The 26,994-nt window shown below is 70.2% G+C and carries 24 protein-coding genes, 1 tRNA gene and 1 pseudogene; 15 read left to right on the forward strand and 11 right to left on the reverse strand.

Translation table 11 applies throughout. The features are described 5' to 3' along the window. Positions 1-52: 52 nt before the first annotated feature. The gene (locus tag NGB36_RS22210) at positions 53-2,605 is read left to right on the forward strand and encodes an ATP-binding SpoIIE family protein phosphatase (RefSeq protein ID WP_255922144.1); all 2,553 of its coding nucleotides are present in this window, start codon (positions 53-55) and stop codon (positions 2,603-2,605) included. A gap of 55 nt (positions 2,606-2,660) precedes the next feature. Beyond that, a pseudogene (locus tag NGB36_RS22215) lies at positions 2,661-3,095 on the forward strand (MarR family winged helix-turn-helix transcriptional regulator); the annotation flags it as partial. On the opposite strand, the gene NGB36_RS22220 reads toward NGB36_RS22215, so the two are convergent. Next, entirely contained in the window at positions 3,083-3,463 is a 381-nt protein-coding gene (locus NGB36_RS22220) for a winged helix-turn-helix transcriptional regulator (protein ID WP_255922145.1), read from the reverse strand. The pseudogene NGB36_RS22215 and the gene NGB36_RS22220 sit on opposite strands and share 13 nt — an antisense overlap. A gap of 103 nt (positions 3,464-3,566) precedes the next feature. Here NGB36_RS22220 and NGB36_RS22225 point away from each other — a divergent pair, with 103 nt between their 5' ends. Both NGB36_RS22225 and NGB36_RS22230 read left to right on the forward strand, forming a co-directional pair. Then, positions 3,567-4,217, forward strand: a complete 651-nt coding sequence (locus tag NGB36_RS22225; protein ID WP_255922146.1) for an FMN-dependent NADH-azoreductase — start codon at positions 3,567-3,569, stop codon at positions 4,215-4,217. A 188-nt stretch (positions 4,218-4,405) separates the two neighbouring features. Next, the gene (locus tag NGB36_RS22230) at positions 4,406-6,142 is read left to right on the forward strand and encodes a sensor histidine kinase (protein ID WP_255922147.1); all 1,737 of its coding nucleotides are present in this window, start codon (positions 4,406-4,408) and stop codon (positions 6,140-6,142) included. A gap of 197 nt (positions 6,143-6,339) precedes the next feature. Here NGB36_RS22230 and NGB36_RS22235 read toward each other — a convergent pair whose 3' ends face one another. Beyond that, positions 6,340-7,332: an Acg family FMN-binding oxidoreductase gene (locus tag NGB36_RS22235; RefSeq protein WP_255922148.1), complete on the reverse strand. Its 993-nt coding sequence runs from the start codon at positions 7,330-7,332 to the stop codon at positions 6,340-6,342. A gap of 194 nt (positions 7,333-7,526) precedes the next feature. Between NGB36_RS22235 and NGB36_RS22240 the strand changes: the two genes are divergently transcribed. Then, positions 7,527-8,102 (forward strand): Rv1733c family protein, encoded by a 576-nt coding sequence (locus tag NGB36_RS22240; RefSeq protein WP_255922149.1) that lies wholly within the window; start codon positions 7,527-7,529, stop codon positions 8,100-8,102. 108 nt (positions 8,103-8,210) lie between these two features. Here the strand turns inward: NGB36_RS22240 and NGB36_RS22245 are convergent. Then, positions 8,211-8,297 (reverse strand) — tRNA-Leu (locus NGB36_RS22245). Positions 8,298-8,684: 387 nt separating this feature from the next. Between NGB36_RS22245 and NGB36_RS22250 the strand changes: the two genes are divergently transcribed. The 6 genes from NGB36_RS22250 (at position 8,685) to pknB (ending at position 16,839) form a co-directional block, all read left to right on the forward strand. After that, positions 8,685-9,533: an FHA domain-containing protein gene (locus tag NGB36_RS22250; protein ID WP_255922150.1), complete on the forward strand. Its 849-nt coding sequence runs from the start codon at positions 8,685-8,687 to the stop codon at positions 9,531-9,533. 10 nt (positions 9,534-9,543) lie between these two features. Then, on the forward strand, positions 9,544-10,059 hold the full coding sequence (locus NGB36_RS22255; protein WP_255922151.1) for an FHA domain-containing protein FhaB/FipA: 516 nt from the start codon (positions 9,544-9,546) through the stop codon (positions 10,057-10,059). Between the two features lie 57 nt (positions 10,060-10,116). After that, positions 10,117-11,718: a PP2C family protein-serine/threonine phosphatase gene (locus NGB36_RS22260; RefSeq protein WP_269470451.1), complete on the forward strand. Its 1,602-nt coding sequence runs from the start codon at positions 10,117-10,119 to the stop codon at positions 11,716-11,718. Between the two features lie 12 nt (positions 11,719-11,730). Then, complete coding sequence (locus NGB36_RS22265; protein WP_255922152.1) at positions 11,731-13,128, forward strand: FtsW/RodA/SpoVE family cell cycle protein; 1,398 nt, start codon at positions 11,731-11,733, stop codon at positions 13,126-13,128. After that, the gene (locus tag NGB36_RS22270) at positions 13,125-14,576 is read left to right on the forward strand and encodes a peptidoglycan D,D-transpeptidase FtsI family protein (RefSeq protein WP_255922153.1); all 1,452 of its coding nucleotides are present in this window, start codon (positions 13,125-13,127) and stop codon (positions 14,574-14,576) included. Before NGB36_RS22265 ends, NGB36_RS22270 begins: the two co-directional genes overlap by 4 nt. Before the next feature lie 286 nt (positions 14,577-14,862). Continuing rightward, the gene (gene pknB, locus NGB36_RS22275) at positions 14,863-16,839 is read left to right on the forward strand and encodes a Stk1 family PASTA domain-containing Ser/Thr kinase (protein ID WP_255922154.1); all 1,977 of its coding nucleotides are present in this window, start codon (positions 14,863-14,865) and stop codon (positions 16,837-16,839) included. 91 nt (positions 16,840-16,930) lie between these two features. On the opposite strand, the gene NGB36_RS22280 is transcribed toward pknB, so the two are convergent. The 6 genes from NGB36_RS22280 to NGB36_RS22305 all read right to left on the reverse strand — a co-directional run bounded on the left by NGB36_RS22280 (position 16,931) and on the right by NGB36_RS22305 (position 21,289). Further along, positions 16,931-17,518 (reverse strand): Uma2 family endonuclease, encoded by a 588-nt coding sequence (locus NGB36_RS22280; RefSeq protein ID WP_255922155.1) that lies wholly within the window; start codon positions 17,516-17,518, stop codon positions 16,931-16,933. 140 nt (positions 17,519-17,658) lie between these two features. After that, on the reverse strand, positions 17,659-18,408 hold the full coding sequence (locus NGB36_RS22285) for a class E sortase (protein WP_372509501.1): 750 nt from the start codon (positions 18,406-18,408) through the stop codon (positions 17,659-17,661). A 31-nt stretch (positions 18,409-18,439) separates the two neighbouring features. Beyond that, the gene (locus NGB36_RS22290; protein ID WP_255922156.1) at positions 18,440-19,666 is read right to left on the reverse strand and encodes a class E sortase; all 1,227 of its coding nucleotides are present in this window, start codon (positions 19,664-19,666) and stop codon (positions 18,440-18,442) included. 7 nt (positions 19,667-19,673) lie between these two features. Continuing rightward, complete coding sequence (locus NGB36_RS22295) at positions 19,674-20,312, reverse strand: aminodeoxychorismate/anthranilate synthase component II (protein ID WP_255922157.1); 639 nt, start codon at positions 20,310-20,312, stop codon at positions 19,674-19,676. Next, positions 20,312-20,485, reverse strand: coding sequence for a hypothetical protein (locus tag NGB36_RS22300; RefSeq protein ID WP_255922158.1), 174 nt, complete (start codon positions 20,483-20,485; stop codon positions 20,312-20,314). Before NGB36_RS22300 ends, NGB36_RS22295 begins: the two co-directional genes overlap by 1 nt. Before the next feature lie 69 nt (positions 20,486-20,554). Beyond that, positions 20,555-21,289 (reverse strand): class E sortase, encoded by a 735-nt coding sequence (locus NGB36_RS22305; protein ID WP_255922159.1) that lies wholly within the window; start codon positions 21,287-21,289, stop codon positions 20,555-20,557. 261 nt (positions 21,290-21,550) lie between these two features. Between NGB36_RS22305 and crgA the strand changes: the two genes are divergently transcribed. Then, positions 21,551-21,802, forward strand: a complete 252-nt coding sequence (crgA, locus tag NGB36_RS22310) for a cell division protein CrgA (RefSeq protein WP_255922160.1) — start codon at positions 21,551-21,553, stop codon at positions 21,800-21,802. A 255-nt stretch (positions 21,803-22,057) separates the two neighbouring features. Here the strand turns inward: crgA and NGB36_RS22315 are convergent, their stop codons facing one another. Together NGB36_RS22315 and NGB36_RS22320 are read right to left on the reverse strand one after the other, a co-directional pair. Beyond that, positions 22,058-22,903 (reverse strand): rhomboid family intramembrane serine protease, encoded by an 846-nt coding sequence (locus NGB36_RS22315; protein WP_255922161.1) that lies wholly within the window; start codon positions 22,901-22,903, stop codon positions 22,058-22,060. Positions 22,904-23,032: 129 nt separating this feature from the next. After that, the gene (locus NGB36_RS22320; RefSeq protein WP_255922183.1) at positions 23,033-23,566 is read right to left on the reverse strand and encodes a peptidylprolyl isomerase; all 534 of its coding nucleotides are present in this window, start codon (positions 23,564-23,566) and stop codon (positions 23,033-23,035) included. A gap of 202 nt (positions 23,567-23,768) precedes the next feature. Here NGB36_RS22320 and NGB36_RS22325 point away from each other — a divergent pair, with 202 nt between their 5' ends. The 3 genes from NGB36_RS22325 to NGB36_RS22335 all read left to right on the forward strand — a co-directional run bounded on the left by NGB36_RS22325 (position 23,769) and on the right by NGB36_RS22335 (position 26,987). Beyond that, entirely contained in the window at positions 23,769-24,497 is a 729-nt protein-coding gene (locus NGB36_RS22325) for a DUF5324 family protein (protein ID WP_255922162.1), read from the forward strand. Between the two features lie 265 nt (positions 24,498-24,762). Further along, positions 24,763-25,506, forward strand: a complete 744-nt coding sequence (locus tag NGB36_RS22330) for a hypothetical protein (protein ID WP_255922163.1) — start codon at positions 24,763-24,765, stop codon at positions 25,504-25,506. A 230-nt stretch (positions 25,507-25,736) separates the two neighbouring features. Then, complete coding sequence (locus NGB36_RS22335; RefSeq protein WP_255922164.1) at positions 25,737-26,987, forward strand: hypothetical protein; 1,251 nt, start codon at positions 25,737-25,739, stop codon at positions 26,985-26,987. Positions 26,988-26,994 lie beyond the last annotated feature (7 nt).

The raw sequence follows: 26,994 nt of genomic DNA on the forward strand, positions 1-26,994 counted from the left end.
CTCGTACGACGTTTCGTGCTTCCCTTGCCCCGGAGGGGCGACGTTGGACGAGATGACCGCGGTTCCGTCCGATCAGGCCGGCACCGACACCGATACCCGCACTGCACCGAGCGCAAGCATCGGCAACGGCGGGCGCACCGGCGCACCCGTCGCGGCGCTGCTGCGCCTCGCCGTGCTCACCGTCGACCCGGACGGCCGGATCTCGCACTGGAACCGGGGCGCGCAGGAGCTCTTCGGCCACACCTGGGAGACGGTTTTCGGCCACCGCGCCGCCGGGCTGCTGTCCACCGCCTCGGCCGATGGACGTCCCGGCGCCGGGCGCGACGCGCTCGATCTGCTCGACGACCTGACGCGGCCCGCCTGGGCCGGGTCGCTCGCGGTCACCGACCGGGACGGCGCGGTGCGCGAGGCCCTGTGGTGGTCGTACCGGATCGTCGAACCGGCCGGCCGCAGTCTGCTGGTGCTCGCAGCCGACGCCCAGCCGCTGCGCTCCGGCGCACTACGGCTCACGCTGGGTGACCGCATGGTGTCGTACGCCCCCGATGACCCGCGCGGTGGCGCCGTGCGGGTCACGGCCCGGCTCGCCGAGCCCACCGCCCACGGCGGCGAACCCTCCCGGCTCGGCACCGTGCTGCCCCGCGTCAGCCCGAGCCGGCTGGAGCGCATCGTGCGGCAGGTCGCGCCGCTCGGGAACCCTGCGCTCGAGGTCGACGGCTCGGTGCCGATCCCAGTGCTGCCGTACGAGGCGGCCGAGGCCGCGCGCTCCCCCTGCCTTCGGCGGGAGGTGCCCCCTGCCGCCGCACCCGCGGAGCTGCTGCCCGCGCCCCGCCATCGCAGCGGCGATGCGGTCCCGGCCTCCGCTCTCACGCCCGTTCCGCCGGACGCGTTCACCCCCGCCGCGCCGGGCCATCTCGTGGACCAGCAGCTCGCCCTGCTCCGCGAGACCGGCGCGCGCGTGGGGACCACCCTCGATCTGACCACCACCGCACGCGAGTTGTGCGACGTCGCCGTGCCGCGCTTCGCCGACTTCGCCACCGTCCTCGTCGTCGACCACGTCTTCTCCGACTCCGGGTATTCCGGCTACTCCGGGGCCTTCGAGTCCTTCGGCGCCTGCGAGGCGCCGGCACCGGGTGCCGGCCGTGCCGTCACCGTCCGCCACGTCGCCAGCGCCGGCGGCCGTACCGGCGGCTGGGGAGCCGCGCAGCCCGAGGGCGAGGTGCTCTCCCTGCGCCTGAAGCAGTCCCCCGGTTTCGCCGGCCCGATGCTCCTCCCCGTCGTCGAAGCGGCCCTCGCCGCCGGCCTCGCCGAGGACCTCGGCGTGCCCGCGCTGGGCAGGCTGCTGCCGGGCCGTTCGGTGCTGCTCGTGCCGCTCACCGCCCGCGGCACGCTGCTCGGCCGCATGTGCTTCGTACGCCACCCGCAGCGCCGCCCGTTCAACGCCAGGGACATCGCCACCGCCACCGAACTGGCCGCGCGCGGCGCCGTCCACCTCGACAACGCACGGCTGCACCGTCTCGAATCACGCGCCGCCGCCACGCTGCAGCGCAGCATGCTGCCCACGTCGCCGCCGCGCATCCCTGGTGTGCGCATCGCCCACCACTACCGGCCCGGCGACCGCCAGGCGCAGGTGGGCGGCGACTGGTTCGACGCGATCCAACTCCCGGGCGGGCGCGTCGCGTTGATCGTCGGCGACGTGATGGGGCACGGGCTGCTCAGCGCCGCCGTGATGGGCCAGTTCCGCACCGCGGTGCAGACCATGGCCGCGCTCGACCTGCCGCCCGCCCAACTCCTGCGCCACCTGGACAACCTGGCTCAGCGCCTCGGCGCCGACCACCTCGCCACCTGCGTCTACGCCGTCTATGACCCGATCCACCGCACCCTCACCCTCGCCAACGCGGGCCACATCCCGCCGGTGCTCGCCCGGCACGACGGCCGCAGCGAACTACTGCAGATCCCCAAGGGCGCGCCGATCGGCGTCGGCGGCGTGGCCTTCGAGACGGTGGAGGTCCCGGTTCCGGACGGCAGTTGGCTGGTGCTGTGCACCGACGGCCTCGTCGAGGTACGCGGGCAGGGCATAGACGCCGGACTCGCTGCGCTGTGCGCCAACGTCATCGAGCCGCAGCAGACCCCGGAGGACGTCTGCCAGCAGATCCTCGCGCGTGTGCACTCCGACGACCGCGGCGACGACGTGGCGCTGCTCGTCGCGCGCTTCGAGGGGATCTTGGCGTCGGACGTCGCGCAATGGCCGCTGGCCCTCGACCCCTCCCAGGTGCGCGCCGCGCGCACGCTCACCCGCAAGCAGCTCGCCGCCTGGGGGATCAGCCAGCTCAGCGAGCTCACCGAGCTGCTCGTCAGCGAACTGGTCACCAATGCGCTGCGGGTCGCGTCGCAAAGGGTCGAGCTGCGTCTGATGCGCGTCGGCAAGCTGCTCGTCGAGGTGAGCGACGACGACCACAACCTGCCGCAGCTGCGACGCGCCGACGCGGACGACGAGGACGGCCGCGGTCTGACACTGGTCAGCAATCTCTCGCTGCGCTGGGGGACGAGCAGGCAGGCCGTGGGCAAGGTGGTGTGGTTCGAGCTTCCGCTGCCGCACCACCCATGACGCCGCGCGGGCTCCTCCCGTATGGTTGCAAGTAGCAACATCCAAGGGAGACACCATGCCGACCCCGCGCCCCGCACACTCTCGGGACGAGTCCGTCGAGACGATCCAGCGCGAACTCACCGCGTTCGCGCGCCGCGCCCGTGCCACGGCCGCACGCGTGCACCCGGAGCTGTCGCTGGTCTCCTTCACCCTGCTCGCGCACCTGCAGGAGCAGCAGGGGTGCCGGGCCACCGACCTCGCGGCGCACTACATGCTCGACAAGTCGACGGTCAGCCGCCAGGTCGCGGCCTTGGAGAAGCTCGGTTACGTCGAACGCCGCCCTGACCCGGACGACCAACGGGTACACGTGCTGCACCCCACCGCCGCCGGGCACCAGGCGCTGGAGGCCGCACATACGCGCCGCCGCACGCTCCTCAAGGAGCGGCTCGCCGACTGGCCGGAGGAGGACCTCGCGCGGTTCGCCGACTATCTGGTGCGCTACACCGAGGCCTGGGGCACGACCCCGCTGCGCGGGCAGGCTGGCGCGTCCGGCATGTGTTCCTCGGCCCAGTCCGCGAGCGCGTCCATCGCGGGTCCCAGCGCCGCGCCCGCATCGGTGAGCCGGTAGCAGACGCGCAGCGGCGGGCCCTCGTCCACCTCACGCACCACGAGCCCCGCGCTCGCCAACTCCGTCAACCGGTCGGAGAGCATGCGCTCGCTGATGCCGGGGATGGCGCGTCGCAGCTCTGCGAAGTGCGCGTGCGGACGGCCCATGAGCACCGCGAGGATCAGCCCCGTCCACCGTTTGCCGAGAAGCGCGAAGACGCGCGTGATGCCCTTGTCGACCGCGCTGCACGCGTCGTACCCGTCCGCCGTCATGGCATCAGCGTACTGCGCTTGTCACATCTGCTGCAAAAAAGTAAGGGAGTGTGGTATCTATAGGTCTCGTACGAGTTTCAAGTTTCGAACCCGGAGGCACACCATGGCCACGTTGCTGCACATCGACACCTCGCTCTTCCCCCAGGAGGCCTCGGCCTCGCGTGACGTCACCGCCACCTTCCGCCAGGAATGGGAGGCCCAGCACCCGAACGGGACGGTGATCTACCGCGACCTCGCCGCCGAGCCGCTGCCGCACCTGGACGCGGCCGGTGCCAGCGCCGCATTCGTCCCTGCGGCCGACCACACCCCGGACCAGGCGGCTGCCTTCGCGCTGCGCGAGACCCTTGCCCAGGAGATCGAGCAGGCCGACGCCATTCTCATCGGCGCCCCGATGTACAACTTCACCATCCCGTCCACGCTGAAGGCATGGCTGGACCAGGTGATCATCGCCGGTCGCACGGCCGGCGAGACCCCCTCCGCCAAGGGCACCCCGACCGTCGTCGTCGCCAGCCGCGGCGGCTCCTACGCGCCCGGCACCCCCCGCGAGGGCTTCGAGTTCGTTCAGAACTACCTGGAGAAGCTCCTCGGCGACTTCCTCGGCCTCGACGTCCAGTTCATCGTGCCCGAGCTGACCATGGCCCGGTCCAACCCCGCCATGGCCGAACTGGTCGACAAGGCCGACGCCTCGCGCGCCAAGGCGCACGAGGACGCGGCCCAGACGGCGAAGACGCTCACCTCCCGTCTCGCGGCCTGACCAGACCGGCCGGAACAGACCGGAACAGACCGGCGCAGGGGTGTGAGGAGTTGACTCCCCACACCCCTCAAACTTCCCATCAGACTTCCCAAAGATGGCATATGACGCATTCGTGAGGTACTACGGAGAGGGCGGCTCCCCCCACGGGACGCACGTACCGGGAGCCCGATCCGAGGGACCGAAGGGCAGTGGCGGCGGAGAACGAACGTGAAACGGAGTCCGGCTACCTGCCGCGGTTGCAGCTCGATGAGCTGCTCGAGGAGCTGCAGGTACGGATCGACGCGGCGCGCGGGACCCAGGACCGCGTCCACAGCCTCCTGGAAGCGGTGCTGTCCATCGGCCGCGAGCTGGACCTCCCGCAGGTGCTGCGCAGCATCGTCGAGGCCGCGGCCACCCTCGTCGACTGCCGGTACGGTGCGCTCGGGGTGATCGGCGAGGACCAGAAGCTGTCGGCGTTCGTGCCGATCGGCGTCACCGAGGAGCAGGAACGCGCCATCGGGCATCTGCCCGAGGGGTACGGACTGCTGGGCGAGCTGATCCGGCATCCCAAGCCGCTGCGGCTCCGGGAGCTGTCGGAGCACCCGTCCTCGTACGGCTTCCCCGCCGGCCATCCGCCGATGCACTCCTTCCTCGGGGTGCCCGTCCGGGTACGCGGCGAGGTGTTCGGCAACCTGTACATGGCGGAAAAGCGCGGTCAGCGGGAGTTCGACCCCGAGGACGAGTCGGTGCTGCAGACACTCGCGGTGGCCGCCGGAGTCGCCGTCGAGAACGCCCGGCTCTACCAGGAGGCCACGGACCGGCAACGCTGGCTCGCCGCCAACGCGGAGATCACCAGCCGCCTGCTCTCCGGGGTGGACGAGGAGCGTCTCGTCGAGCTGGTCATCGAGCATGCGCGGCGCATCCTCGCCTGCGACCTCGCCCTGCTCGCCATCCCGGTCGACGGATCGGACTCCATCAGGACCGCCGTGGCCACCGGGACCCACGCTTCGGTCCACCGCGATCTGGTGCTGCCGCGCGAGGGATCGTTCGCCGGTGCGGCCATCGATGCCGGCAAGCCCGTCACCAGTGTCGACATCCAGGACGATCCGATGGTCAGCACCGGCCCGCCCTGGCGCTGGCAAGGACTCGGCCCCGCGGTCGCGGTGCCGATGAGCACGAGCGGCGATCCCCCTGTCGTGCGCGGGGTGCTGCTGCTGGCACGGGCGGCCGGCGGGCAGCCGTTCACCGAGAGCGAGACGACGCCCCTGCTCAACTTCGCCGGGCAGGTCGCGCTCGCAATGGAGCTCGCCGAGCGGCGCCGGGACGCGGAACAGGTGGCACTGCTCGAAGACCACGACCGCATCGCCCGCGACCTGCACGACCTGGCGATCCAACGGCTCTTCGCCACCGGCATGACGCTGCAGAGCGCCATGCGGTTCGTCCAGCACCCGGAGGCGGCCGAACGGATACTGCGCGCCGTGGACGACCTCGACGAGACCATCAAGATCATCCGGACCACGATCTTCGGGCTGCGCAGTCACGAGGCCGAACCGCGCCGCCGCGGCCTGCGGGTCCGTACCGCCCAGGCGATCGAGGACGCCGTCCCCGCCCTGGGGTTCACCCCGACCCTGCGCACCGAGGGGTTCGTCGACACCGACGTCCCGCCCGCGATCGCCGACGACGTGATCGCCGTGCTCGTCGAAGCGCTCTCCAACATCGCCCGGCACGCACGGGCAACCGCCGCCGACATCCGGCTCACGGTCAAGTCCGGCGAGGTGATCGTGTCCGTCACCGACAACGGCGTCGGCATCCCGGAGGGCGGCCGCCGCAGCGGCCTGGCCAACCTCGCCGCACGCGCGGGAAAACTCGGCGGCGAACTCGCCCTCGACACCCGGGCGCAGGGAGGCACCCGCCTGGCGTGGCGGGTGCCGCTGCCCGCCGTCTGAACGGACCGGCCGAACGGGCTCCGAACCGGCTAGGCCCGTACTTCGCAGGTCGCTGAAAAGGTTCGCCGCAGCGGCCTCTTGGCGTCCGAGAGCGACCAGGTCGGCCCCTTGTCGGCGGCTCCTGACCGATCCCGCCCGCCAGGCGATCGACTCCGACCTGTCGATCGTCACGATCGGGTGACCTGCGAAGTACGGGGCTAGGCGGTGACCCCGCTCTCCAGCACCTCCCGCGTCTCGCGCCGCGGCGTCTCGGGCCCGGCGGGCCCGTAGCCGAGCCGCATCAGCATCTGCACATGGCTGGGCCCGGTCTCCGCATCGCGCAGCGCCCACCGCAGATCGGGCCACTCGAGCGCCTGGTGGAGCAGCGAGGCACGCAGGCTGTGCGCGGTGGCCACGAGCAACACGTGCTCCAGCGCCTGCCCGGCGCGCAGCCAGTCGGACCTGTCGTCACGCGCGGTGGAGAGCACGGCGATGGTCGGGGAGGACTCGAACGTCGCGACCGCCCGGTGGTGGCGCGGGCTCAGCGCCGAGAAGTCCCGCACGGGTATGTGCCCGCCCGCGTCCTGCGGCCCCAGCGCGGAGGACGGAAGGCCCTCGCGGCCCTCCTCCCGGATCCACGCGCGGCTCTCGGCGCGCCGTATCCGGTCGTTGGTGGTGCGCCACTCGCCCTCCGCGGTGATCCGCAGCAGACGGCGGGTCTCGGCCGGTCCCGGCACCCGCAGGACGGCGTCCTCCTCGTACGCCGCGTCGGCGAGCGAGGCGAGCAGCTCGGCGGGGAGCGCACGGCCGTCGAACGGGAAGCGGCTGCTGTGCCTGTGCCACACCGACTCGTACAGATCGGGCAGGTCGCGCCCGTGCGTGGTGCGCTCGTGCGCCGGCCCGGCGAGCCGTACGGAGGCGAGCACCTCGGGCTGGTCGTAACGCGGCAGCAGCCGCACCACCGGTCGCCAGCCGAAGTGCGCCACCGCGACCCGCAGATTGAACAGCGCGGCGCCGATCGAGATGTGCAAGGCGCGTCCCGTCGGATCCATTTCGCGCAGCGCACGGTCCGGACGGACGCGCAGTTCCAGCGTGGCGGTTTCGGGGTCGAGCCGGTAGCGCCACGGCTGGGTGTTGTGGAACGAGGGCGCGGCGGAGGCGGCCGAGATCAGCTTCTCCAACGTGGCCGCGTCGAGTGCCGTGGGCTCCATGGCGTGCTCCTTCGTCCGTCCCCGTGGTCCAAGCGTCGGCTCGCTGCGACGCGCACGGCAGGGCCGTTCGTCCCTCCTGCGCCGGGCCGGTCGGGTCGGCCTCTGGCATTGGGGTCCCGGTGCGAGAGACGATGGATGTGCGCACAGGGTGGCCGTGCGGCCGCTACGGCCGTGTGCCTCGGAGGAGGTGCGTGATGCGCTCGACGACGGTGAGGCTGTGGAGGTGGCGGCGCAATCCGCTCAGGCGCCGCTCGGACGTCGTGGAGGCGTGGGTCACGGCGGTGGCTTTGCTGCTGGTCCTGATCTTCGCGCCGTTCGCGGGCTTCGTCGCGGGGCACGCTCTCGACTCCTCCGCGGCCCATCAGCGTACGGAGGTCCACCGGGTGACGGCTGTGCTCCAGCAGAACGCCCCCGTCCTCGCCGGCACCGCCAGTCAGGCCGGCTCCTCGCATGTGCAGGTGCCGGTCCGCTGGAAGGCGTACGACGGTGCGGTGCACACCGGGACGACGCTGGTGCCCCAGGGGCTGAAGGCCGGAACGCCGGTGGTCGTGTGGGCCGACCACGCCGCCCGCCTCGTCCCGCCGCCGCCGAGCGCGGCGCAGGGCTTGGCGCTCGCCGTCACCGGCGGCATCGGAGCGGCCGCCGGCGTCTGCCTGCTGGTGATGATGGCCTGCAGCCTGATCCGGACGGAGCTCGATCACCTGCGCATGGGGGAATGGGACCGCGAGTGGGCCGACAAGGGTCCCCGCTGGAGCCACGGCCGTACCTAGGCGCGCAGGCGCCACCCGCGGCCGCGCACACGTGAGGAACAACACAAAAAGGCGCCCCTCATCAGCGACTTTCGTCACTGTGAAGGGCACCTTTCCGTCGGTACCTCGTGGTGCGCGAGGGGGGAGTTGAACCCCCACGCCCTTTCGGGCACTGGAACCTGAATCCAGCGCGTCTGCCTATTCCGCCACCCGCGCATGGGTGTTGTCGTGGGCGTTCCGCTTGCCCCGGGACCGACTGTGCGATCTTGCGGATCCGGCGGGAGCGCCTGGCGACATCCAGAACAGTAGCACGTGGGAGAGGGTGGATTCACATCCGTTCCGGCCCCCGGCGGCGGGGAACCTGCCACTCTTGCGGGACACTGGCAGACGCCACCTCTACCATCCCTGTGAACACATCGCCGACATCGACACAGCAGCACGACAAACGGGCGGTGATCTTCACATGGCACGGAGAGGTATGTGAGGGTCGACACTGTTGTAGTCGGTGGCAGAGGGGAACCACTCGTTTCCCTCGCGCGTGGATACGATCAGTAAGCAGTACAGGACGTCGAGGGCCGCCGAGCGACGAGGAGGAGGTGCCCCGTGGGAGTACTGAAACGCTTCGAGCAGCGGCTCGAAGGTCTCGTGAACGGCACCTTCGCCAAGGTGTTCAAGTCCGAGGTGCAGCCCGTCGAGATCGCAGGCGCGCTGCAGCGCGAGTGCGACAACAACGCGACCATCTGGAACCGTGACCGCACCGTCGTCCCCAACGACTTCGTCGTCGAGCTGAGCAGCGCCGACTTCGAGCGGCTCAGCCCGTACGCGACACAGCTCGGCGAAGAGCTGGCCGGCATGGTGGGCGACTACGCCAAGCAGCAGCGCTACACCTTCATGGGGCCGGTCAAGGTCCATCTGGAGAAGGCCGAGGACCTCGACACCGGCCTGTACCGGGTGCGCAGCCGCACTCTCGCCTCCAGCGAGTCCCAGCCGCACGCCGCCGCCGCACGCCAGCAGCAGCCGTCCTACCAGCAGCCGCACGGCGCCAACGGCGGCTACCCGCCCCAGCCAGCCGCGCCGCCGCCCATGCCGTCCGCACCGCCTGGCGTCCCCCGCCCGGGGACCGGCCAGGCGCCGGTGAGCAGGCTGCCCGGCACGGCCGACCCGTCCGGGACCACTCGGCGCTGGATCGAGATCAACGGCACCCGCCACCAGATCTCCCGGCCCACCATGGTCCTCGGCCGCAGTACGGAAGCGGATGTGCGCATCGACGACCCGGGGGTCTCCCGCCGTCATTGCGAGATCCGCGCCGGATCGCCCTCGATGATCGCGGACCTCGGATCCACCAACGGCATCGTGGTGGACGGGCAGCACACCGCCCGCGCCACGCTCCGCGACGGCTCTCGGATCGTCGTAGGAAGTACCACCATCGTGTACCGGCAAGCCGAAGGGTGAAGCGGGGAGAATGTCGGAGCTGACCCTCACGGTCATGCGGCTGGGTTTCCTCGCCGTACTGTGGCTGTTCGTCATCGTCGCGGTCCAGGTCATCCGCAGCGACCTGTTCGGCACCAAGGTGACCCAACGCTCGGGCAGGCGCGCCGACACGCAGACGCGCCCGCAGCCGCAGCGCCAGCAGCAGCCCCAGGCCGCGCAATCGCCGGGCCGCTCGGGCCGCCAGCGCCGCGGCGCGCCGACCAAGCTGGTGGTCGCGGAGGGCTCGCTGGCCGGTACGACTGTCGCACTCCAGGGCCAGACCATTACCCTCGGCCGGGCGCATGACTCGACAATCGTGCTCGACGACGACTATGCGTCCAGTCGTCATGCCAGGATCTATCCGGACCGCGACGGTCAGTGGATCGTCGAGGACCTCGGATCCACCAACGGCACCTATCTGGACCGGACCCGGCTGACCGCCCCGACGCCGGTTCCGCCCGGTGCCCCGATCCGCATCGGGAAGACCGTCATCGAGCTGCGGAAGTAGTCGCACAATGAGCCAGCGGAGCCAGCGAGCGCGAGCGAGAGGGTGGGCACCGTGCGGATGTACCCGGAGCCGACGGGCGAGGTGCGCATGAGTCTCTCCCTGCGTTTCGCCGCCGGATCACACAAGGGCATGATCCGGGAGGGCAACGAGGACTCCGGCTATGCCGGGCCCCGCCTCCTCGCGATCGCCGACGGCATGGGCGGCCAGGCGGCCGGCGAGGTCGCCAGCTCCGAGGTCATCTCCACCCTCGTCACGCTCGACGACGACGTCCCCGGCTCCGACATCCTCACCTCACTCGCCACCGCCGTGCAGCACGCCAACGACCAGCTGCGCGTCATGGTCGAGGAGGACCCGCAGCTGGAGGGCATGGGCACCACCCTCACCGCCCTGCTGTGGACCGGCCAGCGGCTCGGCCTCGTCCACGTCGGGGACTCGCGCGCATATCTGCTGCGCGACGGTCTGCTCAGCCAGATCACCCAGGACCACACCTGGGTGCAGCGGCTGGTCGACGAGGGCCGGATCACCGAGGAGGAGGCCGGCACCCACCCGCAGCGCTCGCTGCTGATGCGCGCGCTGGACGGCCGCGGCCAGGTCGAGCCCGATCTGTCGATCCGTGAGGTGCGAGCGGGCGACCGCTATCTCGTCTGCTCCGACGGCCTGTCCGGCGTGGTCAGCCACGAGACGATCGAGGACACGCTCGCCAGCTACCAGGGCCCGTACGAGACGGTGCAGGAGCTCATCCAGCTCGCACTGCGCGGCGGCGGCCCGGACAACATCACGTGCATCGTCGCCGACGTCTTCGACCTCGACGACGGCGACACCCTCGGCGGCATGGTCGCCGAGAACCCGGTCGTGGTCGGCGCCGTCGCCGAGAACCCGCACGGCATCTCCGACCCCCGCCATCTGCAGACCCCCGCCGGGCGTGCCTCCGAGCTCGGCCGCCAGGTACCGCCGCAGACCGCGGCCCCGGAGGGCGCCTTCGGCCCGCCCGACAGCGCCGAGCTCACCATGACCGGGGCGCCGCTCGGCGCCTTCGGTGCCTACGAGGAGCCGGAGGGGGCCGACGCCGCGCTCGGCAGCGCGGGCGGCGAGGGACACGCCAGGCCCAAGAAGCGCCGCACCGGCCTGAAGATCACCCTGTTCGTCCTCGTCGTGCTCGCGCTGCTCGGCGGCGGCGCCTACGGCGGCTATCAGTGGACGCAGACGCAGTACTACGTGGGCGCCAACGGCGACCACGTAGCCGTCTACCGGGGCATCAGCCAGAATCTGCTGGGCCTGAACCTGTCCAGCGTCCACCAGGACTACCCGCAGGTCGAACTCAAGTACCTGCCGACGTACCAGCGCAGCCAGGTCCAGGGCACCATCACGGCGAGCAGCCTGACGGACGCCACCACCAAGGCGCAGAACCTGCAGCAGCAGGCCACCGTCTGCAAGACCCTCGCCGACGCCACCGACGCCAAGAAGACCTCGCCCAGCCCGAGCCCGAGCTCCAGCACCAAGCCGGGCTCCAACAGCAGCGGCAGGAACGGCTCGTCGTCCTCATCGACGACGTCAAACCACCAGCCCGTGACCACCCCGACCCCGACCCCGTCGCCGGGCCCCACGCTCTCCCCCGACGAGCAGAAGCTGGCCTCCCAGTGCGGCGGCGGCCAGCAATAAGGGCGGCCCTACGTGAGCAGCATCAGCACCACTACGATCACGCCGGTCGGCGCACCGAACCGGCGCAACACCGAGCTCGCCCTGCTCGTGTTCGCCGTCCTCGTCCCTGTGCTCGCCTACGCCAACGTCGGGCTCGCCAAGGACGGCTCGGTCCCCGGCGGCATGGCCGGCTACGGCCTGGGGCTCGGCCTGCTGGCAGGCACCGCGCATCTGATGGTGCGCAAGTTCGCTCCGTACGCCGATCCGCTGATGCTGCCGATCGCCACTGTGCTCAACGGCCTCGGCCTGGTCTTCATCTACCGGCTCGACCTGGAGCCGGCGATCACCACCCGGGCGCTCGGCGGCCCCAAGGCGCCCGGCCAGCTGATGTGGTCCGCGCTCGCCGTCGCGCTCTTCATCGGCATCCTGGTCGTCCTCAAGGACCACCGCATCCTGCAGCGCTACACCTACATCTCCGGTGTCGTGGCGCTGGTGCTGCTGATCGCTCCGGCGTTCTTCCCGGCGATCAACGGCTCGAAGCTGTGGATCGTCATCCCCGGTGTGGGCTCGATCGAGCCGGGCGAGTTCGCGAAAATCGTCCTCGCGGTCTTCTTCGCCGGCTACCTGATGGTCAAACGGGACGCGCTCGCCCTCGCAAGCCGCCGCTTCGTGGGCCTTTACCTGCCGCGCGGCCGCGACCTCGGCCCGATCCTGGGTATCTGGGCGCTCAGCATGGTGATCCTCCTCCTGGAGGACGACCTGGGCTCCATGATCCTTTACTTCGGCCTGTTCGTCGTGATGCTGTACGTCGCCACCGAGCGCACCAGCTGGGTGGTCTTCGGGCTGCTGCTCGCCTCCGGCGGGGCGACGGCGGTCGGCCTCACCTCCGCACACGTCAAGGTCCGCATCCAGAACTGGCTCGACCCGTTCGCCGGCATCGCCCAGCACGGCGCGAGCGAGGCCGCCCAGGTCGCCTGGTCGTTCGGCTCCGGCGGAGTACTCGGGGAGGGGCTCGGCCAGGGCTACTCCCGGCTCATCGGGGGCATCGGCGTCAAGAGCGACTACATCCTCGCCACCGTCGGCGAGGAACTCGGCCTCGCCGGGCTGATGGCCGTGCTCCTGCTGTACATACTGCTGATCGAGCGCGGCATCCGGACCGCCCTCGCGGCGCGCGACCCGTTCGGCAAGCTGCTCGCCGTCGGACTCGCCAGCGCCATGGCGCTGCAGGTGTTCGTGGTCGCGGGCGGTGTCACCGGACTGATCCCGCTCACCGGCATGACGATGCCGTTCCTCGCGCAGGGCGGCTCCTCCGTCGTCGCCAACTGGGCGCTCGTCGCGCTCCTCATCCGTATCAGCGACACCGCGCGCCGCCCCAACCCGATCCCGACCCCGTCCACCGACGCCGAACCGACTCAGGTGGTCCGCCTGTGAACAAGCCACTGCGACGGGTCGCCATATTCTGCGGCCTGCTCATCTTCTCCCTGCTGCTGCGGGACAACTGGATCCAGTTCGTCGAGGCGGACTCGCTGAAGAACAATCCGAACAACCGTCGGATCGCCATCAACGAGTACGCCCAGCCGCGCGGCGACATCATCGTGGACGGCAAGGCCATCACCGGCTCCACCACCACGGGCGGCGACTTCAAGTACAAGCGCACCTACACGGACGGTCCGATGTGGGCACCGGTGACCGGCTACGCCTCGCAGGCGTACGGCACCAACATGCTCGAAGGCGTCGAGGACTCCATCCTCAACGGCACCGACGACCGTCTGTTCTTCAACAACACGCTCGACATGCTGACGGGCAAGAACAAGCAGGGCGGCGACGTCGTCACCACGCTCAACGCGAAGGCGCAGGCCGCCGCGTTCAACGGCCTGGGCAACAAGAAGGGCGCGGTCGCCGCGATCGACCCGCAGACCGGCGCGATCCTGGCGCTGGCCAGCACCCCGTCGTACGACCCGTCGACGATCGCGGGCAACGGCAAGAACGACCAGGCCAACTGGCAGTCGCTCAACGCGGACAGCAACCAGCCGATGCTCAACCGCGCGCTGCGCGAGACGTACCCGCCCGGCTCGACGTTCAAGGTGGTCACCGCCGCGGCGGCGCTGGACAACGGCCTGTACAGCAGCATCGACCAGCCGACCGACTCGCCGCTGCCGTACACGCTGCCCGGCACCACCACGCAGCTGAACAACGAGGGCAACATCCCCTGCAAGAACGCCACGCTGCGGGTGGCCCTGCAGTACTCGTGCAACACGGTCTACGGTCACATCGGCGCCCAGCTGGGCGCGGCCAAGATGCTGGAGGAGGCGAAGAAGTTCGGCTTCGACCAGCCCATCTACACCCCGGTCCGGGCGGTGCCGAGCAACTTCGACCAGAATCTGAACGCGCCGCAGACCGCGCTGTCGTCGATCGGCCAGTACGACACCGCCGCGACCCCGCTGCAGATGGCGATGATCGCCGCGGCGGTCGCCAATGACGGCAAGCTGATGAAGCCGTACATGGTCGACCAGCTGCGAGCGCCCAACCTGAACGTCATCGAGCAGACCACACCGCAGGTGATGGACCAGGCGATGTCTCCGCAGACCGCGCAGGACCTCCAGCAGATGATGGAGACGGTGGTCAACAGCGGCACCGGAACCAACGCCCAGATCCCGGGCGTCGAGGTGGGCGGCAAGACAGGTACCGCACAGCACGGTGTGGCGAACAGCGCACTGCCGTACGCGTGGTTCATCTCATATGCCAAGACGTCCTCCGGTTCGCCGGTCGCGGTCGCGGTCGTCGTCGAGGACGGCAACGCCAACCGGGACGACATCTCGGGCGGCGGCCTCGCGGCTCCCATCGCCAAATCCGTCATGGAGGCCGTGCTGAACAAGTGACTCCGGTCACGTCCCGATGCCGGAATCGGTACGTTTTCGCACGTCGACGTACCGGTCGGATATCGGGTCGCGGTCAGGGCAGGGATCGCTGTGGAGTGCCCGGTACCGTATGCCCGAGCAGCACTGCGAGCGACGCACGCGAGCAGGCGGAGTGGGCGGCCGAGGAACGAGGCCGGCCGCAGAGCCTGCGAGTGAGCGCAGCAGCGAGCAGAACAGGGAAGCCGCGCACGCCTCAGAGCAGAAGACGGACGGTCCGGAAACAGGGAATCAGGGAGAGGCTGGAACTATGGAAGAGCCGCGTCGCCTCGGCGGCCGGTACGAGCTGGGCTCGGTGCTCGGCCGCGGCGGCATGGCCGAGGTGTACCTCGCCCATGACACCCGCCTCGGACGCACCGTCGCTGTGAAGACGCTGCGGGCGGACCTCGCTCGCGATCCGTCGTTCCAGGCCCGGTTCCGCCGAGAGGCCCAGTCGGCCGCCTCGCTCAACCATCCCGCGATCGTGGCGGTCTACGACACCGGCGAGGACTACGTCGACGGGGTCTCCATCCCGTACATCGTCATGGAGTACGTCGACGGCTCGACCCTGCGTGAGCTGCTGCACAGCGGCAGAAAACTGCTGCCGGAACGGTCGCTGGAGATGGCGGTCGGCATCCTGCAGGCGCTGGAGTACTCGCACCGCAACGGCATCGTCCACCGCGACATCAAGCCGGCGAATGTCATGCTCACGCGAACGGGTCAAGTCAAGGTCATGGACTTCGGCATCGCCCGTGCGATGGGCGACTCCGGCATGACGATGACACAGACCGCCGCGGTCATCGGCACGGCGCAGTACCTCTCACCCGAGCAGGCGAAGGGAGAGACCGTCGATGCCCGCTCCGACCTGTACTCCACCGGCTGCCTGCTCTACGAGCTGCTGACCGTCCGCCCGCCGTTCGTCGGCGACTCGCCGGTCGCGGTCGCGTACCAGCACGTACGCGAGGAACCGCAGCCGCCGAGCGTCTACGACCCCGAGGTCACCCCCGAGATGGACGCGATCGTCCTCAAGGCGCTGACCAAGGACCCCGACTACCGGTACCAGAGCGCGGACGAGATGCGCGCGGACGTCGAGGCCTGCCTCGACGGCCAGCCGGTCGCCGCCACCGCCGCCTTGGGCGCCGTCGGCTACGGATACGGCAACAGCTCGTACAGCGACGCCCCCACCACGGCACTCCCGCGCAACCAGGACGCCGGCCACACCTCGGTGCTGCCGCCGACGCCCGCCGGGCCGGACGACGGTTACGGCTACGAGGACCGCCGCGACCGGCGCCGCTCGAACCAGCGCAAGAGCCGCGCCTCGACGATCCTGCTGGTGCTCGCGGCGATGCTCGTCCTCGTGGGCGCGGTCTTCATCGGCAAGTCGATCTTCTCCGGCGGTGCCAACGACCAGATCAGCGTGCCGGATCTCAAGGGCCAGACGCTCTCCCAGGCCCAGACCTCGGCGCAGAACGTCGGCCTGACGGCCCAGAAGGGCGGGGACACGTTCTGCGACGAGCCCAAGAACACGGTGTGCAGCCAGACCCCGGCCGCGAATTCCACCGCCTCCAAGGGCCAGACCATCACCCTGACCATGTCCAAGGGCCCGGCGCCGGTCTCGGTGCCGAGCGTGGTCGGCCAGCCCCAGGACTCGGCGACGCAGGCGCTGGAGTCCGCGGGCTTCCAGGTGAGCGTGAAGCAGGACGACGGGACGTCCGGCCAGCCGGCCGGCCAGGTGCTGAAGCAGGACCCGGCCGGTAACGCGCAGGCCCAGAAGGGGTCGACCGTCACCATCACGGTCGCGGCGTCGCCGCAGCAGGTCACCGTCCCCAACGTGGTGGGCCAGCAGTTCAGCCAGGCTCAGTCGCAGCTGCAGAACATGGGCTTCAAGGTGGTCGAGAGCGACGCCCAGGCGTCTCAGCCCGCCGGCCAGGTCATCGCCCAGAGCCCGAGCGCCAACGCCCAGGCCGCCCAGGGAACGACGGTGACGCTGACCGTCTCAAAAGGGCAAAGTCAGGGCACCCTCCCCGACGAAACGGGTAAAACGCTCGCCCAGGCCAAGCAGGACCTCGCTTCGCTCGGGCTGAACCTGCAGATCTCCGGGCCCTCCGACCCCAACGCCGTCGTCGTCAGCACCAACCCGCCGGCGGGCACCCAGGTCACCCAGGGCCAGGCCGTCACCATCCAGACCATGGACAACCCGAACGGCGGCAACGGGAACGGCGGCTTCATCGGCGGCATGGGCGGCTAGAAAGCGGAAGGGTCCGGGGGCTTCGGCCCCCGGACCCTCACCTTTCCGTTGCCTATGCCTACTGCAGCTGCCCACTGCAGCTCGGGCGGGACTAGGCGTAGCGTGGCAGGCCGTCTGTCGAGATCGTCCACCCGCCGATCGTGATGTCCTCGCCGTACACGAAGTCCTTCCTGGTCGCGTACCGGGGACCGTTCGGGGTTGCGTGGATGTCGGAGAGGACGGCTCCCTCACCGGTGCGCGGATCGAAGATCACGTAAACGGGGATTCCGAGCAGAGGGTAGTCCCGCATCTTGCCGGACCAGTCGTTGTCCGGGTTGGACCGGGACACCACCTCGACGGCGGCGAGCACGGCCCGCGGATCGAAGGCGCCCTCGACTTCCATGTCCGCTTCGGCGATCACCATGATGTCGGGGTGGCGCATCACACCTACGTGCACATCCTCCACGTCGGGCGTCCCCGTGTGGGCCAGTAGGCCCTCGGGCATCACCTTTTCAAGCCGCCTGCTGATGCGCGCCGCCGTCAGTTCGTGAGGCCCCCCCGGCGACATCATGTCGTGGACGATCCCTTCCTTGGTGATCTCGAGCTTGCCGGGCACACCGGCCTGCATCTGATCAACGATGTCCCGCATGGCCTGGTACTGGAATGCGTCACGCCCTGCATGGTCCGGGGCCATGGTCATGACACTCGCTCCTTCATCTGGGGCAGTGACCTGCCGCGTGACAGGGGCCTCGCATTCATGCTAGCCACGCGGACCATGGCGGCCCGGCTTGCCGGCCGTCCACGCCCCGCCCCCGGTGGACTCCGGGAGCGGGGCAGCGATCACTGCAGCTCCGGCGGAAGCGTCCGCTTCGCGTCGACCGGCTGGGTGCGGACCAGTTCGCCCCAGACGATGTAGCGGTAGAGCGAGGTGTAGACGGGCGTGCAGGTCGTCAGCGTGATGTAGCGGCCCGGCGTGGTCTTGCCGGATTCGCGCGGGATCGGCTGCAGCACCTTCACGTTGTACTTCGAGGTCGGCGCGAGGATGTCGTAGACCTTGTAGATGTACCAAGTGTCCCGGGTCTCGAAGACGACCGCGTCGCCGACCTTGATCTTGTCGATGTTGTGGAACTTCGCGCCGTGGCCGTCGCGGTGGGCGGCCACGGTGAAGTTGCCGGTCGTGTCCCACGGCATCGCCGACTTGTACGGGCTGGTGTAGTAACCGGCCACGCCTTCGTTGAGCACGTCGACCGAGGTGCCCCTCTTCACCAGCACCTCGTAGCCCTTGCCCATCGCCGGGACGTGCAGGAAGCCGATGCCGTCCTCGGTGTTGAGGGCGCCGGGTGCCTGCGGTGCGGACCATGCCTTGCGGATCGCGGCGGCATCCTTGTTCTCCTGACGGTCCGCTATAACGTTCGTCCACCAGAGCGAGTAGACGACGAAGAGCGCGAGCACCACGCCCGACGTGATGAGCAGTTCGCCGATCACGCTGATCGTGGTGGCGATACGCCTCCGCTTGCGGCGCGCGGGCGGCGATCCGGCACCGGTGCCGTCCGTATCGGCGATGTCCTGGTCGTGCTCGGTGGTAGCCACCGGTCACCCCGTTCCGTATACGTGTGACGTATTACCCGGCCAGCGCGGCGGGGGTTCCCTTGCTGCGTGGCTGTTCGTCGACCATCTTGCCCCACACGATGAGCCGGTAGAGGCTGGTGAACTCGGGCGTGCAGGTGGTCAATGTGATGTAGCGACCCGGCTTGGTGAATCCGGACTCCTGAGGAATGGGCTGGATCACACCGATGTTCGACGGAGAGGTCTGCGGCAGGGTGCTGGTGATCTCATACGTGTAATACATGCTCGACGTCTCGACCACGACCTTGTCGCCCGGAACCAGCTTGTTGATGTACCGGAATGGCTCACCATGCGTGTTGCGGTGCGCGGCGACTGCGAAGTTGCCCGTCGTGTCCCAGGGGAACGCGGTCTCCAGCGAGCCGGAGTAATGACCGACCTCGCCCTTGTCGAGGATCGTGGTCTCGTCGACCCCCTCGGCGATCGGCGCTTCGACGTCCAGCTTCGGCAGATAGATGATGGCGAAGGTCTGGCCCTCGGCGAAGTGGTTGGGCATGTCGGCATCGCTCGTTGCGCTCGCGCCGGCCCACTGGTGCTTGAGGTTGTTGGTTGCGCCGTTGGCCGCCTCGTCGGCGAGGATGTTGGTGTACCACAGCTGGTAGACGACGAAGAGCAGCATGAGCGCACCGAGGGTGATGAAGACCTCGCCGGTGATCCTGCTCGCCACGACCATCGTGGGATCCTTGGCGGCGCGCGCCGCACGCCGGGCTTCCATCCGGGTGCGGGGCGCGGCCGGCGCATCGGTGGAGGCCACGGTGGCAGGGCCGGCGGCCCGTCTTCCCCGGCTGCGCTTCGCCGCCTTCCGCCGGGCGGCGCGGCCGCCGGGCATGGGCGCCGGTTCGGCGGCCGTCTCAGCGGCAGCAGCCGCTCCCGGTTCGACGACCGGGAGCTGCGCCGTCTGCGAGACACCCGAAACCCCGCCCGCGCGTGGCGCACGCCGCGGCGCGGGCACTGCCACCGGCACGGGTTCCGGCTCCGGCGCCGGCTCCCACTGCGGCTGCGCCTCAGGCGCATAGGCGTACGCGGGCGCCTGATACTGCTGCTGATACCCGGGCGCCGCGTACGCCGTCCCGTAGTCGTACGACGCGTACGCCCCGGGATCGGGCTCCGGTCCGGGTGCGGGTTCGGACTTCGGCGAGGCCCCCGGCAGCGGGTCGCTCAGCGGGTCCGCGAGCCTGCCCACGGCGGCCGCGAACTCCCCAGTGTCCTCGTACGACGTGGTCACGCCACCGTCACGCCCCGACCTTGCCGACCACCGGCGCCAGACCCGCGGAGCGCTCGACGGCGCCGGCGTCCCCGCACACCGCGAGCCAGTTGGCGAGCATCCGGTGGCCCCATTCGGTCAGCACGGACTCCGGGTGGAACTGGACTCCCTCGACCGGGAGTTCGCGATGGCGCAGCGCCATGATGACGCCGGTCTCCGTCCAGGCGGTGATCGCCAGTTCGTCCGGAACGGTGTCGCGTTCGACGGCGAGCGAGTGGTAGCGGGTTGCGGTGTACGGCGAGGGGAGGCCCGCGAAGACGCCCTTGCCCTCGTGGGTGACGAGCGAGGTCTTGCCGTGCAGCAGTTCCGGCGCCCGGTCCACCACGCCCCCGTACGCCACCGCGATCGACTGCAGCCCGAGACAGACGCCGAAGACAGGCACCCCGGTCGACGCGCAGTGCCGCACCATGTCGACGCAGACGCCCGCCTGCTCGGGCGTACCAGGCCCGGGGGAGAGCAGCACCCCGTCGAAGCCGTCCTGCGCGTGCCTCAGCTCGACCTCGTCGTTGCGCAGCACCTCGCACTCGGCACCGAGCTGGTATAGGTACTGGACAAGGTTGAAGACGAAGCTGTCGTAATTGTCGACAACGAGAATCCGTGCGCTCATCAGCCTGCGCTGCCTCCGCCGTTCACCGTCACGTCGTTGAACGGGAGCAGTGGCTCCGCCCAGGGGAACACCCACTGGAAGAGGATGAAGACCACTGCCAGGACCAGCACGAGTGAGATGGCGGCCTTCGCCCACGCGTTGCCTGGCAGGCGGCGCCAGATCCAGCCGTACATACGGTGTCTTCCCTCCGGTTCTGCACCAGTTCTGCACCAGACTAAGGGGAGAGGGGCGGGGCGCGAGGGTCAGCTGAGCAAAGCTCTCGGCATCCCTTGTTCAACGGGCTGGGTGGACTCCAGGTGGCCCCATGCGATGAGGCGGTGGCTGTGACCCCACGGGGGGTCGCATGTGGTCAGCGTGAGATAGCGGCCGGGGGACGTGTACGGGGTGGCCGAGGTGTCGAGCGGTGCCGGGATGGGATTGATCACACCGATGTCGTTCGGCAGGGTCAGGTACGGCTGATCGTCGATGACGTACGTGTACCAGGTCACGCCGTCCGTGAGGACGACCTTGTCGCCGGGGCGCAGCTCGGCGAAGGCCTCGAACGGGTTGCCGTAGGTGCGGCGGTGTCCGGCGACCGCGAAGTTTCCCACAGCCCCGAGGCGGGCGGTGCCCGTGTAGTGGGCGACGCCGCGCTGGAGGTCGCTGGTGCTGGTGCCCTCGATGACGGGCTTGTGCCAGTCGGCGCCGAACCGCGGGATGTACATGATCGCGAAAGGCTGGCCGTCCCGGTAGACGGGCGGCGTGGGGGTGGCCGAGGGAGACGGGGTGCTCTGCTGCGTCTGCGGCGCGGGCGTCGCGGGGGCGGTGGCGGTGAGCGGGGTGCGCGCCCACTGGTTCTGCAGTTTGGCGACCTCGTCGGACATGGTGTTGTCGGCGCGAACGCCCGTCCAGAAGAGCAGATAAACGACAAGCAGGACGATCAAGGAGCCTACGGTGACGCACAGTTCGCTGAGTGTCCGTACGGCCAGGCGTACCATCGCGCCGCTCCCCTCCCGTCACCTCCGCCGTCGGTGGTCACTGTGCCTGAGGAGAGTGCAGGAGTCACGGGTCGTGAGCGCATAATTGGCGACGGGGCACTTATCTCATCCGCACCCCAAGAAGCACTACGCTAACGGACGCTCCGGGGGCGGCGCCGGCGATGCCGGCCGTCCTCGGCCCGCGACAAGACACAACCGCCGCGCGTCCCGCAGGGGGCACCCCCGCCGAAGGCAGGGGGAGCATCGACAGGAGAATCTCTCGTGCCGAAGTCACGGATCCGCAAGAAGGCCGACTTCACTCCGCCGCCGGAGAAGACGAGCATCAAGCTGGGCTCGGGCCGAAGCTGGGTCGCTCCGCTGATGCTGGCGCTGTTCCTGATTGGTCTCGCCTGGATCGTCATCTTCTACGTCACCACCGGCAGTCTGCCGGTCGAGGCGCTGGGCAACTGGAACATCGTCATCGGCTTCGGATTCATCGCGGGCGGGTTCGTCGTCTCGACGCAGTGGAAGTAGGCGCGCGGCGCGCGTCAAGCTCTCGCCAGGGCTGTCCACAGAGTTATCCACAGGGTGACGCCCGGTGGGGACAAAGGTCGGAAGATCTGTGGATAACCTCTGGCGCATTGACGCCGGTGTGACCGGGTGGCGTGTCGCCGCACGGTGCAGTGCGCAGCAATTGGGCCGTCTTCCACGCCGTGCACAGGTGTACGCACGCTCTGTGGATAAGTCTGATCAGCAGGTGAAGCGGCCGGCGGCGTCAGCCGTAAGGATTCAGCTGCCCAGCCGTATCGTCCCCACCGCCACGATCCCGATGATCACCGCGAGCGCCACCGCACACGCACCCCACTGCACCAGCGCCCGGCGCTCGCGCGGCGCGTGCGCCATCGCGTACGTCAGCGCCGTGCCTGTGATCAGCCCGCCGACATGGGCACGCCAGTCGATGTCCGGGATGGTGAAGGTGAAGACCAGGTTCAGCCCGATCAGGATGATCACGGGCCGCACGTCGAGCCGCAGCCGCCGCATCAGGACGAACATAGCGCCGAGCAGCCCGAAGATCGCACCGGAGGCGCCGAGGCCCACCTCGTTGACGGGCGCGAGCAGGAACGACAGCGCGCTGCCACCGAGCCCCGAGAGCAGATAGAGCGCGAGATAGCGGACCCGTCCGAGGGCCACCTCGACGCTCGGCCCGATCCACCACAGCGAGAGCATGTTCAGGCCGATGTGCGCGATCTGCTGGTGGAGGAAGACCGCCGTCAGCAGTCGGTACCACTGGCCCTGTGCGACGCCGACCGTGTGCCCGGCGTAGGGGTCGAAGGCCTTGGGCACCAGCCCCAGGTCGTTGACGAGCGGGTTCCCGTACGCCTGCACCAGCAGGAACACCACGACGTTGATCCCGATCAGGACCATGGTGACCAGTCGCGGGTTGGCGGCCAGCGTGCCGCCTGCGATGGTGCGCGGCCGGGTCACGGGCTGGCGGCCCTCCGTGACGCACTCCGGACAGTGGAAGCCGACAGAGGCGGGGATCATGCACTGCGGGCAGATCGGACGCTCGCAGCGGGAGCACCGCACGCCGGTCTCACGGCTCTGGTGTCGGTAGCAGCAGACCGCCTGGTCCATGGTCGCCTTCTTCCCTGTCTACGAGTGCGTGGTCCCGTCACGAGCGCATGGCGCCCCGCCCGTACGTACGCATACGGCATACGGACGGGCGGGGCGCCTGAGTTCCCGTGACGTCCCGGTCGGTTCCGGTCAGCCCTCGCGCTTCTCGATCACCACGGATTCCAGGACGACGTCCTTGACCGGGCGGTCGGTGCGCGGGTTGGTCTGGGTGGCGGCGATGGCGTCGACGACGCGCTGGCTCGCCGGGTCCGTGACCTCGCCGAAGATGGTGTGCTTGTTGTTGAGCCATGCCGTCGGGGCGACCGTGATGAAGAACTGCGAGCCGTTGGTGCCGGGACCGGCGTTGGCCATGGCCAGCAGGTACGGGCGGTCGAACTGCAGGTCCGGGTGGAACTCGTCGCCGAACTCGTAGCCCGGGCCGCCGGTGCCGTTACCCAGCGGGTCGCCGCCCTGCAGCATGAAGCCCGCGATGACGCGGTGGAAGACCGTTCCGTCGTAGAGGCGGGCATTGGTCTTCTTGCCGGTCCGCGGGTCGGTCCACTCCCGTTCGCCCTGAGCGAGCTCGACGAAGTTCTTCACGGTCTTCGGCGCGTGGTTCGGCAGAAGCCGGATTGCGATGTCCCCGTTGTTGGTCTTGAGGGTGGCGTAGAGCTGCTCGGCCACGACGTACCTTCCATAGACTTCATTGACGGCCACAAATCCTCCCACGGCCCGCCCCCGGCCGAGCACGCACGAGCGCCGCGCCGTCGTCGCTGTGCCCCGGATGCCCCTGCGCACATGCCGGTCCGCCCGCAAACGGGCATGATCTCATTTCGGGCGGAAAGGCGAATTCTGTACGCCCACGAGCACCGAGGAGGAGGTTCCCGTGACCCGCACTGAGAGCGTGCGCCACGCAGCCGCTACGACCAAGGAAAGCGTGCGTCACGCGGCGGTGGTGGCGGCACCCTATGCCGGCACGGCCAAGGACACCGCCGTGCACTACGCCGGTGAAGCACGCCGGCGGATCGCCCCGAAGGTGTCGAGCGCCGCAGGGCAGGCCCGCGACGTGGCCCGCGCCCAGTACGACGCGTACCTGGCGGAGCGGATCGCGGACCGGATCGCGCAGGCCAAGGGCGCGGTGCCGCCGGGCGTCAGCACTTCCGCGGCGCAGACCGTCAAGCACGCCCGCGAGACGGCACGGCAGGCAGCCGAGTACGCATCGCCTCGCGTGGGCCATGCCGTCGAGACGGCACGGGCCGCTGCCGAGCCGGTGCGCGAAGAGGCCGTGGCGCGCGGCGCTGCCGCGCTCGCCGCGCTGCGCGGACAGGTCTCGGCCCGTGACATCGACAAGCTGCTGCACCGCCAGGAGCGGCGCGCGAAGTGCGGACGCTTCGCCAGGCGCCTGATGGTCCTCGGCACGCTCGCGGGCGGCGGTGTTGCCGTGTGGCGGTGGTGGAACCGCCAGGCCAACCCCGACTGGCTGGTCGAGGCCCCGTCCCCGACGGAGGTCGCCGACCAGACGACGACGAGCGAGACCGCGGCCGACCGTGCGCATCTGAAGTCGGTCGACGGGCCGGAAGGCGAGTCCGATGAGCCCGGGCAGAATCCCGCCTGAGGCTGAAGCGCCGTCAAACATCCACAGTCCACTCACGTATCGAGCACATCCGCTGCTCTCGCCGTGCGCGGCAGCCTCACGGGGCGACGCAACTCGCGCCGCCCATACCGGACATGGCACCCCATCGGTAGCAAGAGGGGACGACGAGCTTGCAACGCCCCCCGCCGGGCGTGCAAGGATCACCTCCGTCACCCGGAACGTGTGTCATCCGTACGGGAAGGTCCCCCCTTTGCTGCCTGCTTCGCCCGCCTTGCCTGCTGCCGACGTGCGCCCGCGCACGACGGTCGCCCGGCGCGCGCTGCACGTGCTGCTGTTCCTCGGGGGGTTCCTGACTCTTGCCTTCATCCTGGGCGGGCAGGCGCACGCGGACACCCCGGCGTCGCCGTTCTCATCGAGCACGGCGTCGTCCACGTCCAGCAGCGCATCTCCGGCGGCGACGGCCGGCCGGACCACGGTCGAGCACGCCGCCGCCACCCTCACCTCCCGTGCCCAGCAGGCCGGTAAGAGCCTCACGAGCGCGGTCGCCCAGGTCGGCAGCGTCACCAGGACCGTCCGGCCGCTCAGTCTTCTCCTCGGGACGGTCCAAGGCGCGGCCCAGCAGGTCGTGTCCCCCCTCGTCGACGCGGCCACCGGGCTCACCTGCCCCGGTCACGCGGCCAAGAGCGCTCCGAACGCCGTGGGCCACACGGCGGTTCGGCCGCACTCGGCAGGCCGTACCGCGCTCACCGCGCGGGTCGGCCGTACGGCCGCCACGGCACACGGCACCGCAGCGCACCACGCGCTCGCGGCGCACCAGCAGCAGGCGCCGGGCTCCCAGGCTCCGGTGCCCGCGGATCACTCCTCCGACCACCCCGTCGAGGGTGACGGAGGCTTCCACCACTCCGGTGACACGCACGCCGCGCTGCTCTCGGGCGGCGTGCGGTTCCCGCTGTGCGCGGCCGTGATCGGCACCGCGCACGGTTCGTCGCCCGTCATGCGGTCGACGAACGTCTCCGTACAGCCTGACTAGGCAGGTCGCGGCAACGCCCGGTGCACGGCACGGGCGACCGACGTCGCGGCCGCGTCCATGATCCCCGCCCGCGCGTCCCGTCCCGGCTGTACGTGCTCCTTCCCGGCTGAGCCGCTCCCCCTCATCGCACGCCGTCAATTCGAGTCTGACGGCCTGATGAGCCACCAACCCTGCCCTGTCCCAGGCACGTTCAGCCACCTTCATCATTTCGCTAGGAGAAATTCCCCATCATGCGTAGCAACATCAGCCGTGCGGTAGTCGTCGCAGCAGCAGCCACCGGGATCTGGGCCCTCGGCAACGCCGCCGCCAACGCGGCCACCCTCCCCTCCGTTCCCTCCACCGGCTCCACGGTCTCCACCGTCACCGGCACCCTCGGCTCCGCGACGAGCACGCTCCCCTCGCCGACCGGCGTGGTCAACGGCGTCGTCAAGAGCGTCACCGCCGTGCCGAGCAGCGCCCCCGGCATCCTCAGCACCAGCAACCTGGGCAACACCCTGCAGGGCCTGCAGCAGTCCGAGCCCGGCGTCCAGCAGACGCTGCAGGGCCTCACCGGCGGCCTCACCGGCACCGGCCAGATCGAGCAGCCGATGCTCGCCCACACCGGCAAGGCCAAGGGCAACGACAAGGGTCTCGCCGGCAGCCTGCCGGCCGGAACCGCCACCGGCGCCCTCTCCCACGTCTCCGGCCTCATCGGCGCCGCCCACGGCCTCGCCGGCGACTTGCCGACCGGTGCCGCGACCGGCGCCCTGAGCCACGTCGGCCACCTGCCGTCCGTTCCGTCGCTGCCGAACCCGGCCGGCGCCACCGACGTCGCCAACGGTGTGCTGGCCGCGGGCACCCGCCTCGACCTGCTGAACAAGGTCACCAAGACCCTCCCCAACGGTCTGCCGACGGGTCTGCCCGCCAACCTCCCCACCAACCTGCCGACGGGTCTGCCCGTCGCGGACCTGCCGGGCGTTCCCAGCGTTCCGAACCTGCCGACGGGTGTGCCCACCACCCTGCCTAACGTCCCGAGCCTGCCGTCGGTCCCGAGCGTCCCGAGCGTTCCGGGCCTGCCCAACCTGCCCACCGGCAGCGTGTCGTCGGTGACCAACGAGGTGCTGCCGCCGGTCGCGCAGACCGCCGTCGCCGAGCTGGTGCCCGCCGTCGCGGGCGCTGTCGACGGTGGCGACGCGCTGGCGCAGGCCGAGGTCGCCCAGGTGCAGCCGTTCGCCCACGGTGTGGTCGGCCAGGTCCGCCCGTTCGCCCAGGGCGTCGCCACCCAGGCGCAGCCGCTGGCGCAGGGCATCGCCGGCCAGGCCGAGCCGTTCGCGCAGAACGCCGTCGGCACCGCCGTCTCCGGCCTGACCGTGACCGGTGGCCGCACCGTCACCGCGGTGAAGATCGTGGTCACCTCGCTGCCCGCCGGCACCTCCGCCGCCGGCCTGACCAGCCCGGCCGCCGTCCCCGCGATCCCGGCGCTGCCGACCTCCGTCGCGTGACGCTGAC

Origin of the sequence: Streptomyces humicola (genome assembly GCF_024436035.1) — a bacterium.
Classification (GTDB): Bacteria; Actinomycetota; Actinomycetes; order Streptomycetales; family Streptomycetaceae; genus Streptantibioticus_B; species Streptantibioticus_B humicola.